The sequence below is a fragment of the Paracoccus sp. (in: a-proteobacteria) genome, from assembly GCF_047605025.1.
GTDB lineage: Bacteria > Pseudomonadota > Alphaproteobacteria > Rhodobacterales > Rhodobacteraceae > Paracoccus.
Window position 1 is genome coordinate 245214 of the sequence record NZ_JASGGO010000001.1, and the last position, 15158, is coordinate 260371.

The following is a 15158-nucleotide window of genomic DNA, read 5'->3' on the forward strand; positions in this document are numbered from 1 at the left end:
GCGACCACGCTGGGCCAGGACGCGCAGGGGCGGATGACCGACAGACGGCGCCAGATCGCCGGGATCTTCGCCAATACGATCCGCACCGGCGAAGTCTCGGATGCCGACCGCGCCTATCTGCGCGATCAGGATGTCGTGAACGCGGTCAAGGGCATGTATGTGAAGTCCGGCTTTACCCCTGACACCGCCCGCGATGTCTATGTCTGCCCGGCAGGCGAGAACCTGATCTATCGTTACACCGCCGAGGAGTGCGGCGTTCAGGTCTTGCGATACTGTGGATCAATGAATGCCGGGCCTGCCCTCACTGGAGCCAATGCACCACCGGCACGGAGCGACGGATCAACCCGTGGGACCGTGAGGACCTGATCGAAGACATGCGCAAACGGCTGGGCCGTGACCCCGATGCCATGACGCCGCGCCGCTCAACGGTCGGGCACGCTTTCGGCATGATCGAGGCATGGATGGGCTCCACCCGCTTCCTGACGCGGCGGCTCAAGAACATGCGCGCCGAGATGGCGCTGAACGTGCTGGCCTGTAGCATAAAGCGGATGATCGCGCTGATCGGCACCCGGCGGCTGATCCAAGCAATACCGGGCTGATGGTGGCCCGAAGGCGCGCATCAGGCTGATCCATCACAAACCCCAGACCTGCCAGCGCGCCAAGGGACCCAGAAATCCAACGCGTCGGCGAAAGGGCCAAGGCTGATCAAAGACACGGCCCGAACCCGCTTTGCCGACGACTTTCCACACGGCCTAGGCCACTTGCTCCTTGGGTCTGGCGGCGCGCTTTTCCGACATTACGGCATTCGCAAAGGCGCGAAAGCCGGTCATATTACGCATGCGAATGGAGCGTTCCAAGGCCCAGGACGATCCGGCCTGAGGCTGAACGAGGAAAAGGACCCGCAGGAATGGCTGGACGTGCCCGCCGCCAGGATCGAGAACGAGACGCCGCAGGGCGAGACGGTCTTGTATGACGAACTGATCAAGTCTTGGCAGTCATGCCCAAGTGGGGCACGGGGCGGCGCGTCTCGCCCGCTTGCCCCGTGCTTGCGAATGGCGGGACCGGCTGCGGCAAGGGTTGCGCGGCCGGTCCCCTTCCTGTCAGCTTGGTGAAAAATACGGACGGACCATGAACTGCATCCTTGCCATAGATCAGGGGACGACCTCGTCCCGCGCCATCGTCTTCGACGCCGGGCTGCGCGTCGTCGCCCAGGCGCAGGAAGAGTTCCCGCAGCATTTCCCGCGTTCCGGCTGGGTCGAGCATGATCCCTTGGACCTGTGGTCCACCGTGGTCGCCACCGCGCGGGCTGCGGTCCAGAAGGCGGGGATCGGGGCGCGGCTGATCTCGGCCATCGGTATCACCAACCAGCGTGAGACGGTGGTGCTTTGGGATCGTGCGACTGGCAGGCCGGTCCATAATGCCATCGTCTGGCAGGACCGCCGCACCGTCGATCTTTGCGAGGCGCTGAAGGCCCGGGGGCATGAGGCGATGATCCGCGCCCGCACGGGCCTGCTTCTTGATCCCTATTTCAGCGGCACCAAGCTGAAATGGCTGCTGGAAAACGTCGAAGGCGCCCGCGCGCGCGCCAAGGCGGGCGAACTGGCCTTTGGCACCGTCGATAGCTGGCTGATCTGGAACCTGACCGGCGGGCGCACCCATGCCACCGACGCCACCAATGCCGCGCGGACCCTGCTTTACAATATCGACCGGAACGAATGGGATGCCGAGATCTGCGCATTGCTGGACATTCCCATGTCGCTTCTGCCCGAGGTCAAGGATTGCGCCGATGATTTCGGCCTGACCCGCGCCGACATCTTCGGGCGCGAGATCCCGATTCTGGGCGTCGCGGGCGATCAGCAGGCCGCGACCATGGGACAGGGCTGCTGGTCGCCCGGCATGATGAAATCTACCTATGGCACCGGCTGCTTCGCGCTTTTGAACACCGGCGAAAAGCTGGTTCCCTCGCAAAACAGGCTGCTTTCGACCATCGCCTATCGGCTGGACGGCAAGACCACCTATGCGCTGGAAGGCTCGATCTTTGTCGCTGGCGCCGTGGTGCAATGGCTGCGCGACGGGCTGGGGATCATCCGCGCCGCCTCTCAGACCCAGGCCCTGGCCCGGCGGGCGGATGCTGAACAGGACGTGGTGCTGGTGCCCGCCTTTACCGGGCTTGGCGCGCCCTATTGGCGGCCGGACTGCCGGGGCGCGATCTTTGGCCTGACGCGCAATTCCGGCCCGGCGGAACTGGCCCGCGCGGCGCTGGAAAGCGTGGGCTTTCAGACCCGCGACCTTCTGGAGGCGATGTGCGCCGACTGGCCCGACGCAGCCAAGGCGGTGCTGCGCGTCGATGGCGGCATGGCGGCCAGCGACTGGACCATGCAGTTCCTCTCGGACATCCTGGGCGCGCCGGTGGACCGTCCCGAGGTGATCGAGACGACCGCCCTGGGCGCGGCCTATCTGGCCGGGTTGCGGGCCGGGCTGTGCCCCCCGCCCGAGGAATTCGCCCGGCTGTGGAAGCTTGACCGCAAATTCCAGCCCGCCATGGCCAATGAGGAGCGGGCGCGGAAATATGCCCGCTGGAAAAAGGCCGTCGCGGCCACGATGGAGGCGGCATGACCCCCTTTGGCTTCGCCCTGCCGGGCCGGGTGATCTTTGGCCGGGGCGAGGCGCGCCAGGCCCCCGCCCTGATCCGCGAATTCGGCGGGCGCGGCATCCTGGTCCATGGCGCCGATTCCGCCCGCGCCGCCTGGCTGCTGGACGCTCTTGGCCCCGAGGTGCTGGCGCTTTCCTGTCCCGCCGAGCCGACCTTGCCCATGCTTGAGGCCGCGCTGGACCGCGCCAAGCCCTTCGGCGCCGATTGGGTCGCGGCCCTGGGCGGCGGCGCGGCGCTGGATCTGGGCAAGGCGCTGGCCGGGCTGATCCCGGCGCCGGGCGGGGTCATGGACCATCTTGAGGTCGTCGGCCGCGGCCTGCCGCTGGCCGTGCCGCCGCTGCCCTATGTCGCGATCCCGACCACGGCGGGCACCGGGGCCGAGGCGACGCGCAATGCCGTGATCGGCCTGCCGGATCATGGCCGCAAGGTCTCGATCCGCGATGCGCGGATGCTGCCGCGCCTGGCCATCGTCGATCCCGCGCTGACGGATGCCTGCCCGCGCGGGGTGACGCTGGCCTCGGGGCTGGACGCGCTGGCGCAGGTGATCGAGCCGTATCTGTCTTGTCGCGCCACGCCCTTCACCGATGCGCTGGCACGCCCGGAGATCGGGCCGGGCTTGCAGGCGCTGGCGGCGCTGATGCGCGGCGAGGACCGGGCCGCGCGCGATGTCATGGCCTGGGTCAGCCTGTGCGGCGGCATGGCGCTGGCGAATGCGGGCCTGGGCGCGGTGCATGGGCTGGCCGGGGTGATCGGCGGCATCGCTCCGGCGGCGCATGGCGCGATCTGCGGCGTGCTGCTGGGGCCGGTGCTGGCGATGAACCGGAAGCTGATGCCCGACCCCTCGCGGCTGGATGAGGTCTGTGGGCATATCGCCGATGCCCTGGGCGGCCATCCCGATCAGGCGCCGCAGCGGCTGGCCGACTGGGCGCGGGATTGCGGCCTGCCGGGCCTAAGGGCGCAGGGCCTGGCATCCAGGGATCACGCGCGGGTGGCCGAGGCGGCGCTGGCCAGTTCCTCGATGCAGGGAAACCCGGTTCGCCCCCCGGTCGCGGCGCTGATGGCCGTATTGGCGGCGGCATGACGATCCTTGCGCGCGGCGGCTATGACGACGATCTTCAGGCGCTGCTGGACGCGCCGGGCGGCGATCTTGAGGTCTGGACATTCGACGATGCCCCGACCCGCCGTGCCGCCGAGGCCGAATTCGCCCGGCGCGGCATCCGGGCGCGTTGCCGTTCGGCGCTGAAGCCCCTGGTCTGCGCCATGGCCGAAGAGGTGCCGCTTCGGGATCTGCGCCGGCTGCACGTCACCTGGCCCAGGCCCGAAGGCGCGGCGCCGGGCCGCTTCCTGCTGGAAGCCTGGCCCCTGGCCGCGATGCTGCCGGGCGTCGAACTGCGTTTCCGCGCCGGGCGTCCGGCGGCGGCGGGGATGCCCGCCTATCGCCTGGTGCTGGATTTCCGCGACGGCACGCGGCGGCGGATGCGGGTCGCGGCGCCGAACCGGATGGTCGTGGATGCGCATGGCCGGGCGCGGCTTTCCTCTTGCGGCTGGCTGATCCGGGGCGGGGTCTCGGCGCCGCTGGCCACCTGGCCCGAGAGGATGCTGCAAAAGATCCACGCGCGGCTTCCCTCTTTTCCAGTCCAGCGCCTGCGCATCCGGGTCGAGACGCCCTTTCGCGATCAGCCCCTGCCGGGCGGCGCGCATCTGTCGCTGACCGAGATCCTGCATGAGGAAATCTATTTCTCGGTCCTGGAACATGCCCAGGCGCGGGCGGGGCAGGCGCCGGGCGACCGCCGCCTGCGGCCGGGCCAGATCGTGCCCGAGATGGTGCCGGCCGCGCATCCGGCCCTTCTGATGGCGGCCGAGCCCTGGCAGCCGGACCCGCCGCCGCCCGAACAGCCGCCGCCCGAACAGCCGCTGGCACGGGCGCTGGCGGCGCTTTCCGCCTCGCAGATCGCGTGCGAATTGCAGGCGCTGGGGGGTGAGGGGCGGGCCGCGCGCTCGGCCGCCGGGCGGGAGGTCGGCTGGCGCTACCTGCCTGGCGCGGGCCGAGCGATGCTTTTGACGGCGGGCCAGCATGCGAACGAGATTTCCGGTCCGATCGGCGCCCTGCGCGCGGCGCGGGTCCTGGCGCGGCGCGGGGCGCATCTGGCGGTCTGCCCGTTGGAGAACCCGGACGGCTATGCCCTGCGCGCGGAACTGGCGGCGGCTGATCCCGGCCATATGCTGCACGCGGCGCGCTATACCGCCTTGGGCGACGATCTGGAATATCGCACGCCGCCTCTTCACGAAAGCGCCGTGCGGGCGCAGGCGCGGCTGCGGTCGGGCGCGCTATTGCATGTCAGCCTGCACGGCTATCCGGCGCATGAGTTCGCCCGGCCTTTCTCGGGCTATCTGCCTGCCGGGTTCGAAAGCTGGACCCTGCCGCGCGGCATGTTCCTGATCCTGCGCCATTGGCCGGGATGGGAGGGGGCGGGCCTGGCCCTTCTGCGTGCCGTCGCCGCCCGCCTGGGCGCGCATCCGGGGCTGGCTGGCCTGAACCTGTGCCAGCGCGTCGCGCGCTCGCGGTATCTGAAGGGGGGTGCGCCCGCGCGGATGCTGCACGGGCTGGAGGTCATCCTGCGCCCCGAGCCGAGCCAGCCGCTGCCCCTGATGCTGATCACCGAATATCCCGACGAGACCCTGCAAGGCCCGGCCCTGCGCCTGGCCCATCACGCGCAATGCCTGGCCGTGCTGGCGGCCTACGCGGCGCTGCAAGGGCTGGATCTGCCCCGTCGGGGGCGCGACGCCGCAGCGGTATGATTGCGACCCCCGCCGAAAACGGCATGTCGAGGTCGGAAAGTGCCCGCGACCCAAGGGGTTTTTCGCGACAAGGGATCTGCCGAAGCCAAGGCGCGGCGCATTTGCCCCGAAAGCAGTGCTTTGCTCTTGTCGGCGGCTGCGCTATCCGCAGGCGGGAATCCGGGCACGGGCACGGTGGCCGGGACGACGAAGCGAAGGAGTTGGAAGATGGTGGCGGATCTCATCGACGGACGTTTATATTCGGCCCGCGTTCGCGGTCATGTGGCCGAGGCGGTTTCCGGGCTGGCGTCTCGGGGCCTTGTTCCCGGCTTGGCGGTTGTTCTGGTGGGTGAGGATCCGGCTTCGGGTGTCTATGTGCGCAACAAGGGCATCCAGACGCGCGAGGCGGGGATGGCGAGTTTCGAGCACAAGCTTCCGGCCGAGACCTCGCAGGAGGTGCTGCTGTCGCTGATCGGGGGGCTGAACGCGGATCCGGCGGTGCATGGGATCCTGGTGCAACTGCCGCTGCCGGCGCATCTGGACGCCGAGGCGGTGATCAACGCCATCGCGCCGGAAAAGGATGTTGACGGCTTCACCATCGGCAATGTGGGCCGGCTCGGGACGGGGCAGAAGGCGATGGTGCCCTGCACGCCGCTGGGGTGCGTGATGATGCTCAGGGACCGGCTGGGCGACCTGTCTGGGCAGAACGCGGTGGTCGTGGGGCGCTCCAACATCGTGGGCAAGCCGATGGCGCAATTGCTCTTGGCCGAGAATTGCACGGTGACCGTCGCCCATTCGCGCTCGCGCGATCTTGCGGCGATCTGCCGCGGCGCCGATATCCTGGTCGCGGCCGTGGGCAGGCCAGGGATGATCCGGGGGGATTGGATCAAGCCCGGCGCCACGGTGATCGACGTGGGCATCAACCGCATCGTGGAGGGAGGCAGAAGCCGGCTCGTGGGGGATGTGGACTTCGAGGCGGCCGTCCAGGTCGCCGGCGCCATCACCCCGGTGCCGGGGGGCGTCGGGCCGATGACCATCGCCTGCCTTCTGGCCAATACGCTGACCGCTTGCTGCCGGATCAGCGGCCTGCCCGATCCTGCATGGCCTGGCTGAACCGGGGCCGGGGGGCTTTGCCCCCCAGGTTTTTCCGACCCCTCAATGGGGTCGGGAAAACCTTCCCCCCAGGATATTTGCACAAGAAAGAAGCATGGGCCCTGGCCCGCAGTGGAGCGCCTGATGACCAAATACTGCCTGACCGTCACCTGCCCCTCGACCCGCGGGATCGTGGCGGCGATCTCGACCTATCTGGCCCGGCAGGGCTGCAACATCACCGATTCCAGCCAGTTCGACGATACCGAGACAGGCCGCTTTTTCATGCGCGTCAGCTTCCTGGCCGAAACGGGGGTCGGGGTCGAGGCGCTGCGCGCGGGCCTGGCCGAGGCGGCGTCCGAGTTCAGCATGGATTATGCCATCCATGACGAGGCCGAGAAGATGAAGGTGGTGATCATGGTCAGCCGCTTCGGTCATTGCCTGAACGACCTGCTGTATCGCTGGCGGATCGGGGCGCTGCCGATCGACATCGTGGCGGTGATCAGCAATCACATGGACTATCAGAAGGTGGTGGTGAATCACGACATTCCCTTCCATTGCATCAAGGTCACCAGGGACAACAAGCCCGAGGCCGAGGCCCGCATCATGGCATTGGTCGAGGAGACCGGGGCCGAGCTGATCGTCCTGGCGCGCTATATGCAGGTGCTCTCGGACCAGATGTGTCGCCGGATGTCGGGGCGGATCATCAACATCCACCACTCGTTCCTGCCGAGCTTCAAGGGCGCCAACCCCTATAAGCAGGCCTATGAGCGCGGCGTGAAGCTGATCGGCGCGACCAGCCATTATGTCACCGCCGATCTGGACGAAGGCCCGATCATCGAGCAGGACACCATCCGCGTGACCCATGCGCAATCGCCCGAGGATTACGTCAGCCTGGGCCGCGACGTGGAAAGCCAGGTGCTGGCCCGTGCCATCCACGCCCATATCCACCGCCGGGCTTTCCTCAACGGAAACAAGACCGTCATCTTCCCCGCATCGCCAGGAAGCCATGCCAGCGAAAGAATGGGCTGAGCGAAGAAGAAGCCGGGGCTGGAACAGAACCCTTCCGCCGGGCTATCCTGCCCCCCGCCCGATCCCCGCCCTTCCTGCCCAGGCTGTCGCGCCCTTTGTCCCGGCAGGTCTTTCTTGTTCAAATATCCCCGCCGGAGGCAACCCAGCCCGACGAAGCTCCATCCGCGGGGTCTGGCGCGGCGGGGGCAAAAGGGGCTAGACCTGTGTTCTCATTTGCTCCGGAACCTTGCATGAGCATCCATCTTTATCAGAATGACCTGCCCGAGGGGCTGGACTTCGGCCCCGTCGTGGCCATCGACACCGAGACCATGGGCCTCGACATGCGGCGCGACCGGCTTTGCCTGGTGCAGCTTTCCTCGGGCGATGGGGATGCGCATCTGGTCCAGATCGCGCGCGGCCAGCGCGGCGCGCCTAACCTTTGCCGCATGCTGGCCGATCCCAAGGTGCTGAAGCTGTTCCATTACGGGCGTTTCGACATCGCCGCGCTGGAGGCTGCGTTCGGCGTGGTCGCGGCGCCGGTCTGGTGCACCAAGATCGCCAGCAAGATGATCCGCACCTTCACCGAACGGCATGGGCTGAAATACCTTCTGGCCGAGTTGGTCGGGGTCGATATTTCGAAGCAGCAGCAGACCAGCGACTGGGGCTCGGCCGACCTGAGTGACGCGCAACTGGAATATGCTGCCTCGGACGTGCTTTACCTGCACCGGCTCAAGGACGCGCTGGAACAGCGGCTGGAGCGCGAGGGGCGGCTGGGCCTGGCGCAGGCATGTTTCGACTTTCTTCCCGCCCGTGCCCATCTGGACCTGTTGGGCTGGGGGGATGAAAACGACATCTTCCGCCATTAGATGACGGACATGAGCGCATATCTGACCACAGCCCAGCGGGTGATCCGCACCGAGATCGAGGGCCTGAGCGCATTGGCGCTGGGGCTGAACGGCGATTTCGACCGCGCCATCGAGACGATCCTGGCCGCGACCGGGCGGGTCGTCGTCTCGGGCATGGGCAAGTCGGGCCATGTGGGCAGGAAGATCGCGGCAACGCTGGCCTCGACCGGGACGCCCGCGCAATTCGTCCATCCGGGCGAGGCGAGCCATGGCGATCTGGGCATGGTCACGCAAAGCGACGTGGCCCTGGTGCTGTCGAATTCCGGCGAGACGCCGGAGCTGGCCGACCTGATCGCCCATACCCGCCGGTTTCGGATTCCGTTGATCGGTGTGGCCTCGCGGCCCGATTCGACGTTGCTGCGGCAATCGGACGTGGCCCTGGTCCTGCCCGCCGCGCCCGAGGCTTGTGGCTCGGGGATCGTGCCGACGACCTCGACCACGATGACCATGGCCTTGGGGGATGCGCTGGCCATCGCGCTGATGGAGCATCGCAAGTTCACGCCCGAGCATTTCCGCACCTTTCATCCCGGCGGCAAGCTGGGGGCGAAGCTGTCGCGGGTGGGCGACCTGATGCATCGCGATATCCCTCTGGTGGCCGAGGACGCGCCCATGTCCGAGGCGCTGCTGGTGATCAGCCAGAAGGGTTTCGGCGTCACCGGCGTCACCGACCGCGCGGGCAATCTGTCCGGCATCATCACCGATGGCGACCTGCGGCGGCATATGGACGGGCTTTTGAACCTTCGCGCCGCCGAGGTGATGACGCGCGGCCCGCGCATGATCTCGTCCGACCGGCTGGCCGAGCAGGCTTTGGCCGAGATGCAGGCCCGCCGCATCACCAGCCTTTTCGTGGTCGAGGAGGGCCGCCCCGTCGGGCTGCTGCATATCCACGACTTTTTGCGCACCGGCATGGTCTGATGTTGCGCTCGCGGATCGTTGCCTGGCTGCGCGTGATCCTGCCCCTGACGGCGCTGGCGCTTCTGTCGGTGCTGTTCCTTCTGGGCCGCAAGCCCGAACCGGACGCGACGATTCCCTATGCCACGGTCGATCCCCAGGATCTGGCCGAGCGGCAGGCGATGACCAATCCGACCTATACCGGCGTCACCGACAACGGCACGCAACTGACCGTGATGGGGGCCGAGGCGGTGCCAGGGGAAAGTGGCGACGGCGAGGTTTCCTCGGTCCGCATGACGCTGCGCGGCAAGGATGGGCGCGCAGCCGATGTCAGCGCCGGCAACGGGCGTATCCAGGGCGACCAGATCACCCTGGGGCAGGGGGTGCGGATGACCACCGCCGATGGCTGGGTGGTGACGGCGCCCGAGTTTCTGGCCTCGACCAGCCAGGGCACGCTGCGTTCGGATCAGGAGGTGAACGTCCGCGCGCCATTTGGCGATCTGACCGCCGGGCGGATGGAATTGCGCCCCGCAGCGCCCCGATCACCCGATCAGCTTCTTGATTTGAAGGGCGGAGTTCGGTTGATATACCGCCCATGACCCAAAGTGCCGGCGTCCCTGGGATGGCGCTTTGGCGGAAAGGAACCACGATGACCCGGCCCGGCCTTCTGCCCCTTCTTCTGGCGCTTGCGCTTGCGCTGGCCACGCCGGCCCTGGCGCAGACCGGCTTCGGCCGGGCGCAGGATGTGGGCCAGCCGGTCGAGGTTACCGCCGACAGCCTTCAGGTGAACCAGGCCACCGGCCTTGCGACCTTCATCGGCAATGTGCTGATCGGCCAGGGCGAGATGCGCCTGGCCGCCGACCGCGTGACCGTGACCTATGCCGCGAACAATCCGCAAAAGATCAGCAAGCTTCACGCCGAGGGCAATGTCACGCTGGCCAGCGGCCAGGACGCGGCCGAGGCGAAGGCCGCCGATTACGACGTGGCCTCGGGGAATGTGGTGCTGACGGGGGACGTGCTGCTGACCCAGGGCGCCAGCGTGCTGTCGGGGCAAAGCGTCACCGTGAACCTTGCCAGCGGCACGGCCCAGGCCCAGGGTCGCGTGCGCAGCGTCTTGCAGCCGGGAAGCGCGAATGCCGGGAACTGATTCGTCCATGCAGGGGCTGCGTGTCCGGGGCTTGCGCAAATCCTATCGCAACCGGCCCGTGATCCGCGAGGTCGCGCTGACCCTGGACCGGGGCGAGGTGGTGGCGCTGCTGGGGCCGAACGGCTCGGGCAAGACGACCTGCTTTTACTGCGTCGCAGGGCTGGTCGCGCCGGATGCGGGCCAGGTGCTGATCGACGGCCGGGACGCGACCGCGCTGCCCATGTATCGCCGCGCCCAGATGGGCATCGGCTATCTGCCGCAGGAAATGTCGATCTTTCGCGGTCTCTCGGTCGAGCAGAACATCACCGCTGTCCTGGAGCTGGTCTGCCGCGATGCCCATCACCGCCGCGAGCGGCTTGAGACGCTTCTGGGCGAATTCTCGATCGAGCATCTGCGCAACGCCTCGGCCATGGCGCTGTCCGGGGGCGAGCGGCGCCGGGTCGAGATCGCCCGCTGCCTGGCCGCGAACCCGGCCTATCTGCTTTTGGACGAGCCTTTCGCCGGCGTCGATCCCATCGCCGTGGGCGAGATCAGGGGCCTGGTCCACGACCTGAAAAGCCGGGGCATCGGTGTGCTGATCACCGACCACAATGTGCGCGAAACCCTGGAAATCGTGGATCGTGCCTATATCCTGCATGACGGACATGTGCTGAAATCCGGCACCACCGCCGAGATCGTGGACGACCCGCAGGTGCGCCGCGTCTATCTGGGCGAAGGTTTCCGAATGAACTGAGGCCGCCCGCCCCGCCGGTTGAAAATCTTCTTTTCGCGCCCGTTGACAGGAACCGAAGGCTGTTACCAAATGCTTATATGGCGGGCCAGGACGCGGCCCGTCGATACCCCCGGCGGCACGCCCCGAGGGCGGCGTGACGTAACGGCCGGGCAACCGAAAGGACGGACCAACATGCGCTATCAGATCAGCGGAAAACAAATCGATGTCGGCGATGCGCTTACCACGCATGTCAAAACCGATTTGGGCGAAGTCATTGAGAAATATTCCCAACGTCCGACGGATGCGACCGTCATCTTTTCCCGTAATGCGCATGAATTCATCTGTGATGCGGTGGTGCATCTGTCCACCGGACTGAATGTGCAGGCCAAGGGGGCCTCGACCGAGATCTATGCCGCCTTCGATCAGGCCAAGGATCGGATGGACAAGCAGCTTCGCCGCTACAAGCGTCGGCTCAAGGATCATCACAAGGACCGGATCGAGCCGGTTGCTTTTGAAAGCGCGGACATGTATGTGCTTGCCGCCGACGAGGACGAATGGGAAACGCAGGACGATGGCCTGCAACCCATGATCATCGCCGAGATGGAAACCAGGCTTCCGACCCTGTCCGTCGGCGAGGCGGTGATGCAGATGGAATTGGCCGGAACCCCGCTTCTGGTCTTTCGCAATGAGAAGCATGGGGGCGTCAACGTGGTCCATCGCCGGGATGATGGCAACGTGGGCTGGATCGACCCCCGCAATCTAAGTTAGACTGCACGGCGTGCAGCCGAACGGGATGGATGTCCCGGCCGCGCGAACCGTGGCCGGGACTTGAACAAATTATTGGGCGATATGCAGATCAGCGACATACTGTCTCCCGCCGCCGTGCGGACCATGACGCAAAGCACCAGCAAGAAACGTTTGTTTCAGGAAATCGCCGAGCAGGCGCGCAGCATCTACGGCGTCGATGCCGCCCAGACGCTGGACGCCTTGCAGGAACGCGAATCGCTGGGCCCGACCGGCGTGGGCCATGGCGTGGCGCTGCCTCATGCGCGGCTGCACGGGCTGGATCGGGTGGTCGGCCTGTTCCTGCGGCTAGAGAAGCCGCTGGATTTCGACGCGGTGGACCGCCAGCCCGTGGACCTGATCTTTGCCCTGCTGGCACCGAAGAACTCGGGTGTGGATCACCTCAAGGCGCTGGCGCTGGTCTCGCGCACGCTGCGCGACCAGGATCTGCGCAGCAAGCTTCGCGCCAATGACGATCCCGTGGCGCTTCACGCGATGCTGGCCGCCGCCCCCGGCATCAAGGCCGCCTGAGAAGGGGGTGAAATTCCGCCCGGATTGGGTTATGCTGTGCCTCTCTCATGGGAGGTGAGACATGAAGCATATCGCAGACAAACCGCATCGGACCAGCGCGGGCCGCATCCTGAACTTTATCCGGCAGGACCGGGAAAGCGGGCTGCATCCGGCCGTGGCCGCCCTGCATGCCCGTCCGCGCCGGGATGAGGCCAAGGCGGATCACCGCATGCAGGAATTCACCCGGATCGAGCGTGGCCGCACCGCCTGAGCTTGACGATACCGGCCGCACCCCCTTCGGGATGCGGCCGGTTTTCCCTGCTGCGGGCAGTCAGTTGCGGACCAGTTTCTCGTAATCTTCCGCGATGGCGCGTGTCACCGGGCCGACCTGGAAGTGCCAATCCGCGCCGATCTGGGCGACGGGGGTGACCTCGGCGGCAGTGCCGGTCAGGAAGCATTCCTGAAAGCCAGAGACCTCGTCGGGCATGATATGGCGTTCATGCACGGTGACGCCCTTGTCCTTCAGAAGCTGGATGACGGTCTGGCGGGTGATCCCGTTCAGGAAGGCATCGGCCAGGGGCGTATGCACCTCGTCATCCTTGACGAAGAAGACATTCGCGCCGGTCGCCTCGGCCACATAGCCGCGATAATCCATGAACAACGCGTCCGAGCAGCCCTTGGCCTCGGCGGCATGCTTGGACATGGTGCAGATCATGTAAAGCCCGGCGGCCTTGGCGGCCGTGGGAATGGTCTCGGGGCTGGGCCGCTTCCATTTGGCGATGTCTAGTTTGGCGCCCTGCCATTTCGCGTCCCCGTAATAGCTGCCCCATTCCCAGCAGGCGACCGCCATGCGCACCGGGTTGCGCGCCGCCGAGACACCCATGTCCAGCCCCGAGCCGCGCCACATCACCGCCCGCACATAGGCGTCGGTGAAACCGTTGGCCTTCAGCACCTCTTCCTTGGCGGCGTCGATCTCTTCGGCGGTATAGGGCGATTCCATGTCCAGCAGGCGGGCCGATTCGATCAGCCGCAGCGAATGTTCATGCCCCTTGAAGATCTTGCCGCTATAGCAGCGCTCGCCCTCGAACACCGAGCTTGCGTAATGCAGGGCGTGGGTCAGGATATGGACATTGGCATCGCGCCAATCCACCAACCGGCCATCCATCCAGATTTTGCCATCACGATCATCGTAAGCGCCTGCCATCTTTCCCTCCGGCCAGTCCGTTTCAGATTGTTGCGCGAGACAATCATATTCCGCGAATAAAGTTGCGCAACTCAAGCCGCGAGCTATCTATTCGTCATTGGAAAGTCAACAAGCCTGACGTAATAAGAGCCATGCGGCAGGGGGAAATCATGCGGAACAAAGTCGGTCTTGCTCCTGCCAGCGGCGAGAACCTGCTGTTTCTGACCGATGATCAGTTGCGGCGCGGGATCGAGGCGATGTTCTTTGCCTATCGTGCCTTCACCGCCGATCCCGATCTGATCCTGTCGGACATGGATTACGGCCGCGCTCATCACCGCACGCTGCACTTCATCCATCGCGATCCTGGCCTGACGGTGACGGCGCTGCTGGATGTGCTGGGCGTGACCAAGCAGTCGCTGAACCGCGTGCTGCGCACCCTGGTCGAGGACGGGCTGGTCGAAAGCCGCGTCGGTCGCCGCGACCGCCGGGAAAGGCAACTTTTCCTGACCGAGCAAGGCAGCGCGCTTGAACGCCGCCTCTCCGAATCGCAGCGCGCCCGCATGCGCGCCGCCTATCGCGCGGCGGGCCCGCAGGCGGTCGCGGGCTTTCGCGAGGTGCTTGAGGCGATGATGGATCGTGATACGCTGCGTCAGTTCAAGGCGCTGAAGGATCTGCCCGACCCAAGATGAGCCACTCAGACCAACCCTTTGCTCATATTCTGGTCGTCGATGACGACGAGCGTATCCGCAGCCTCCTGCGCCGCTTCCTGATGCGCAACGACTTCCTGGTCACGGCCGCCCGCGACGCCGCCCATGCGCGCAGGCTGCTCTCGGGCCTGGATTTCGACCTGATCGTGCTCGATGTGATGATGCCCGGCGAGGACGGTTTTTCGCTGACCCGCGACCTGCGCAAGCGCCTGCCGACGCCGATCCTGCTTCTGACCGCCAGGGGCGAGACGCAGGACCGCATCGCGGGCCTGGAAAGCGGGGCCGACGATTACCTCCCCAAACCCTTCGAGCCGCGCGAACTGCTTCTCAGGATCTCGGCGATTCTGCGCCGCGTCCCTGCGGCCGAGCAGAGGGGGCCGAAGTTCCTCTCCATGGGTCATCTGCGCTATGATGCCGACAAGGGGGAACTCTGGCAGGGAGAAACCCCGTTGCGCCTGACCGGGACCGAGCAGGCGCTGCTGAAACGCCTGGCCGATACGCCGCGCCAGCCGGTCAGCCGCGGCGAACTGATCGAGGATCTTGGCCGCAGCCCCGTCGAGGATGCGGGAGAAAATTCGGAACGCGCGATAGACGTGCAGATCACCCGCCTGCGTCGCAAGATAGAACCGGATCCGCGCGAGCCCCGCTATCTGCAAACCGTGCGCGGCACCGGCTATATGCTGGTGCCCGACTGATCCGAGCCGCGCGGGCGTCAGCGTCGGTTCTGGGTATTTGTAAAGCAAAGAAGGGCGGGGGCCGTCCCCCTTGAGCCTTCTTTGCTTTACAAAT

16 protein-coding genes and 1 pseudogene are annotated in these 15158 nt (G+C 66.5%); 16 read left to right on the forward strand and 1 reads right to left on the reverse strand.

The window, feature by feature from the left end:
• Positions 1–138: 138 nt before the first annotated feature.
• From QM682_RS01120 to QM682_RS01185, 14 genes and pseudogenes are all read left to right on the forward strand, one after another.
• Positions 139–599: pseudogene (locus QM682_RS01120) on the forward strand (transposase); the annotation flags it as partial.
• Between the two features lie 529 nt (positions 600–1128).
• Entirely contained in the window at positions 1129–2616 is a 1488-nt protein-coding gene (gene glpK, locus QM682_RS01125; RefSeq protein WP_415126229.1) for a glycerol kinase GlpK, read from the forward strand.
• Positions 2613–3734: an iron-containing alcohol dehydrogenase gene (locus QM682_RS01130; protein WP_415126231.1), complete on the forward strand. Its 1122-nt coding sequence runs from the start codon at positions 2613–2615 to the stop codon at positions 3732–3734. The genes glpK and QM682_RS01130 overlap by 4 nt, the downstream gene beginning before the upstream one ends.
• On the forward strand, positions 3731–5452 hold the full coding sequence (locus tag QM682_RS01135) for a peptidase M14 (protein WP_415126233.1): 1722 nt from the start codon (positions 3731–3733) through the stop codon (positions 5450–5452). Before QM682_RS01130 ends, QM682_RS01135 begins: the two co-directional genes overlap by 4 nt.
• 207 nt (positions 5453–5659) lie before the next feature.
• Positions 5660–6544, forward strand: a complete 885-nt coding sequence (gene folD, locus QM682_RS01140) for a bifunctional methylenetetrahydrofolate dehydrogenase/methenyltetrahydrofolate cyclohydrolase FolD (protein ID WP_415126235.1) — start codon at positions 5660–5662, stop codon at positions 6542–6544.
• 123 nt (positions 6545–6667) lie between these two features.
• Positions 6668–7552: a formyltetrahydrofolate deformylase gene (gene purU / locus QM682_RS01145; protein WP_415126237.1), complete on the forward strand. Its 885-nt coding sequence runs from the start codon at positions 6668–6670 to the stop codon at positions 7550–7552.
• A gap of 230 nt (positions 7553–7782) precedes the next feature.
• A complete protein-coding gene (locus tag QM682_RS01150) occupies positions 7783–8397 on the forward strand; it encodes a ribonuclease D (protein ID WP_415126239.1) in 615 nt (204 codons plus the stop codon).
• A gap of 9 nt (positions 8398–8406) precedes the next feature.
• Positions 8407–9351 (forward strand): KpsF/GutQ family sugar-phosphate isomerase, encoded by a 945-nt coding sequence (locus QM682_RS01155; protein WP_415126241.1) that lies wholly within the window; start codon positions 8407–8409, stop codon positions 9349–9351.
• Positions 9351–9926, forward strand: a complete 576-nt coding sequence (gene lptC / locus QM682_RS01160; RefSeq protein WP_415126242.1) for an LPS export ABC transporter periplasmic protein LptC — start codon at positions 9351–9353, stop codon at positions 9924–9926. The genes QM682_RS01155 and lptC overlap by 1 nt, the downstream gene beginning before the upstream one ends.
• Positions 9927–9976: 50 nt before the next feature.
• On the forward strand, positions 9977–10474 hold the full coding sequence (gene lptA, locus QM682_RS01165) for a lipopolysaccharide transport periplasmic protein LptA (protein ID WP_415126244.1): 498 nt from the start codon (positions 9977–9979) through the stop codon (positions 10472–10474).
• On the forward strand, positions 10461–11207 hold the full coding sequence (gene lptB, locus QM682_RS01170; protein ID WP_415126246.1) for an LPS export ABC transporter ATP-binding protein: 747 nt from the start codon (positions 10461–10463) through the stop codon (positions 11205–11207). Before lptA ends, lptB begins: the two co-directional genes overlap by 14 nt.
• Before the next feature lie 171 nt (positions 11208–11378).
• On the forward strand, positions 11379–11954 hold the full coding sequence (hpf, locus tag QM682_RS01175; protein ID WP_415126248.1) for a ribosome hibernation-promoting factor, HPF/YfiA family: 576 nt from the start codon (positions 11379–11381) through the stop codon (positions 11952–11954).
• 81 nt (positions 11955–12035) lie between these two features.
• Complete coding sequence (locus QM682_RS01180) at positions 12036–12500, forward strand: PTS sugar transporter subunit IIA (RefSeq protein ID WP_415126250.1); 465 nt, start codon at positions 12036–12038, stop codon at positions 12498–12500.
• Positions 12501–12561: 61 nt separating this feature from the next.
• On the forward strand, positions 12562–12750 hold the full coding sequence (locus tag QM682_RS01185; RefSeq protein ID WP_415126252.1) for a hypothetical protein: 189 nt from the start codon (positions 12562–12564) through the stop codon (positions 12748–12750).
• Positions 12751–12810: 60 nt separating this feature from the next.
• On the opposite strand, the gene QM682_RS01190 is transcribed toward QM682_RS01185, so the two are convergent.
• Complete coding sequence (locus QM682_RS01190) at positions 12811–13683, reverse strand: branched-chain amino acid aminotransferase (protein ID WP_415126254.1); 873 nt, start codon at positions 13681–13683, stop codon at positions 12811–12813.
• Positions 13684–13832: 149 nt separating this feature from the next.
• Between QM682_RS01190 and QM682_RS01195 the strand changes: the two genes are divergently transcribed.
• Together QM682_RS01195 and QM682_RS01200 are read left to right on the forward strand one after the other, a co-directional pair.
• On the forward strand, positions 13833–14351 hold the full coding sequence (locus QM682_RS01195) for a MarR family winged helix-turn-helix transcriptional regulator (protein WP_415126256.1): 519 nt from the start codon (positions 13833–13835) through the stop codon (positions 14349–14351).
• Entirely contained in the window at positions 14348–15064 is a 717-nt protein-coding gene (locus QM682_RS01200) for a response regulator (protein WP_415126258.1), read from the forward strand. Before QM682_RS01195 ends, QM682_RS01200 begins: the two co-directional genes overlap by 4 nt.
• The last annotated feature ends 94 nt before the right edge of the window (positions 15065–15158 follow it).

Excerpts from the sequence above, each read along its gene's own strand:
- lptA (WP_415126244.1), top strand. The coding sequence starts at position 9,977 with ATGACCCGGCCCGGCCTTCTGCCCCTTCTTCTGGCGCTTGCGCTTGCG.
- QM682_RS01180 (WP_415126250.1), top strand. The coding sequence starts at position 12,036 with ATGCAGATCAGCGACATACTGTCTCCCGCCGCCGTGCGGACCATGACG.
- QM682_RS01200 (WP_415126258.1), top strand. The coding sequence starts at position 14,348 with ATGAGCCACTCAGACCAACCCTTTGCTCATATTCTGGTCGTCGATGAC.
- QM682_RS01185 (WP_415126252.1), top strand. The coding sequence starts at position 12,562 with ATGAAGCATATCGCAGACAAACCGCATCGGACCAGCGCGGGCCGCATC.
- lptC (WP_415126242.1), top strand. The coding sequence starts at position 9,351 with ATGTTGCGCTCGCGGATCGTTGCCTGGCTGCGCGTGATCCTGCCCCTG.
- QM682_RS01155 (WP_415126241.1), top strand. The coding sequence starts at position 8,407 with ATGAGCGCATATCTGACCACAGCCCAGCGGGTGATCCGCACCGAGATC.
- lptB (WP_415126246.1), top strand. The coding sequence starts at position 10,461 with ATGCCGGGAACTGATTCGTCCATGCAGGGGCTGCGTGTCCGGGGCTTG.
- folD (WP_415126235.1), top strand. The coding sequence starts at position 5,660 with ATGGTGGCGGATCTCATCGACGGACGTTTATATTCGGCCCGCGTTCGC.
- QM682_RS01195 (WP_415126256.1), top strand. The coding sequence starts at position 13,833 with ATGCGGAACAAAGTCGGTCTTGCTCCTGCCAGCGGCGAGAACCTGCTG.
- hpf (WP_415126248.1), top strand. The coding sequence starts at position 11,379 with ATGCGCTATCAGATCAGCGGAAAACAAATCGATGTCGGCGATGCGCTT.
- QM682_RS01130 (WP_415126231.1), top strand. The coding sequence starts at position 2,613 with ATGACCCCCTTTGGCTTCGCCCTGCCGGGCCGGGTGATCTTTGGCCGG.
- QM682_RS01150 (WP_415126239.1), top strand. The coding sequence starts at position 7,783 with ATGAGCATCCATCTTTATCAGAATGACCTGCCCGAGGGGCTGGACTTC.
- purU (WP_415126237.1), top strand. The coding sequence starts at position 6,668 with ATGACCAAATACTGCCTGACCGTCACCTGCCCCTCGACCCGCGGGATC.
- QM682_RS01190 (WP_415126254.1), bottom strand. The coding sequence starts at position 13,683 with ATGGCAGGCGCTTACGATGATCGTGATGGCAAAATCTGGATGGATGGC.
- QM682_RS01135 (WP_415126233.1), top strand. The coding sequence starts at position 3,731 with ATGACGATCCTTGCGCGCGGCGGCTATGACGACGATCTTCAGGCGCTG.
- glpK (WP_415126229.1), top strand. The coding sequence starts at position 1,129 with ATGAACTGCATCCTTGCCATAGATCAGGGGACGACCTCGTCCCGCGCC.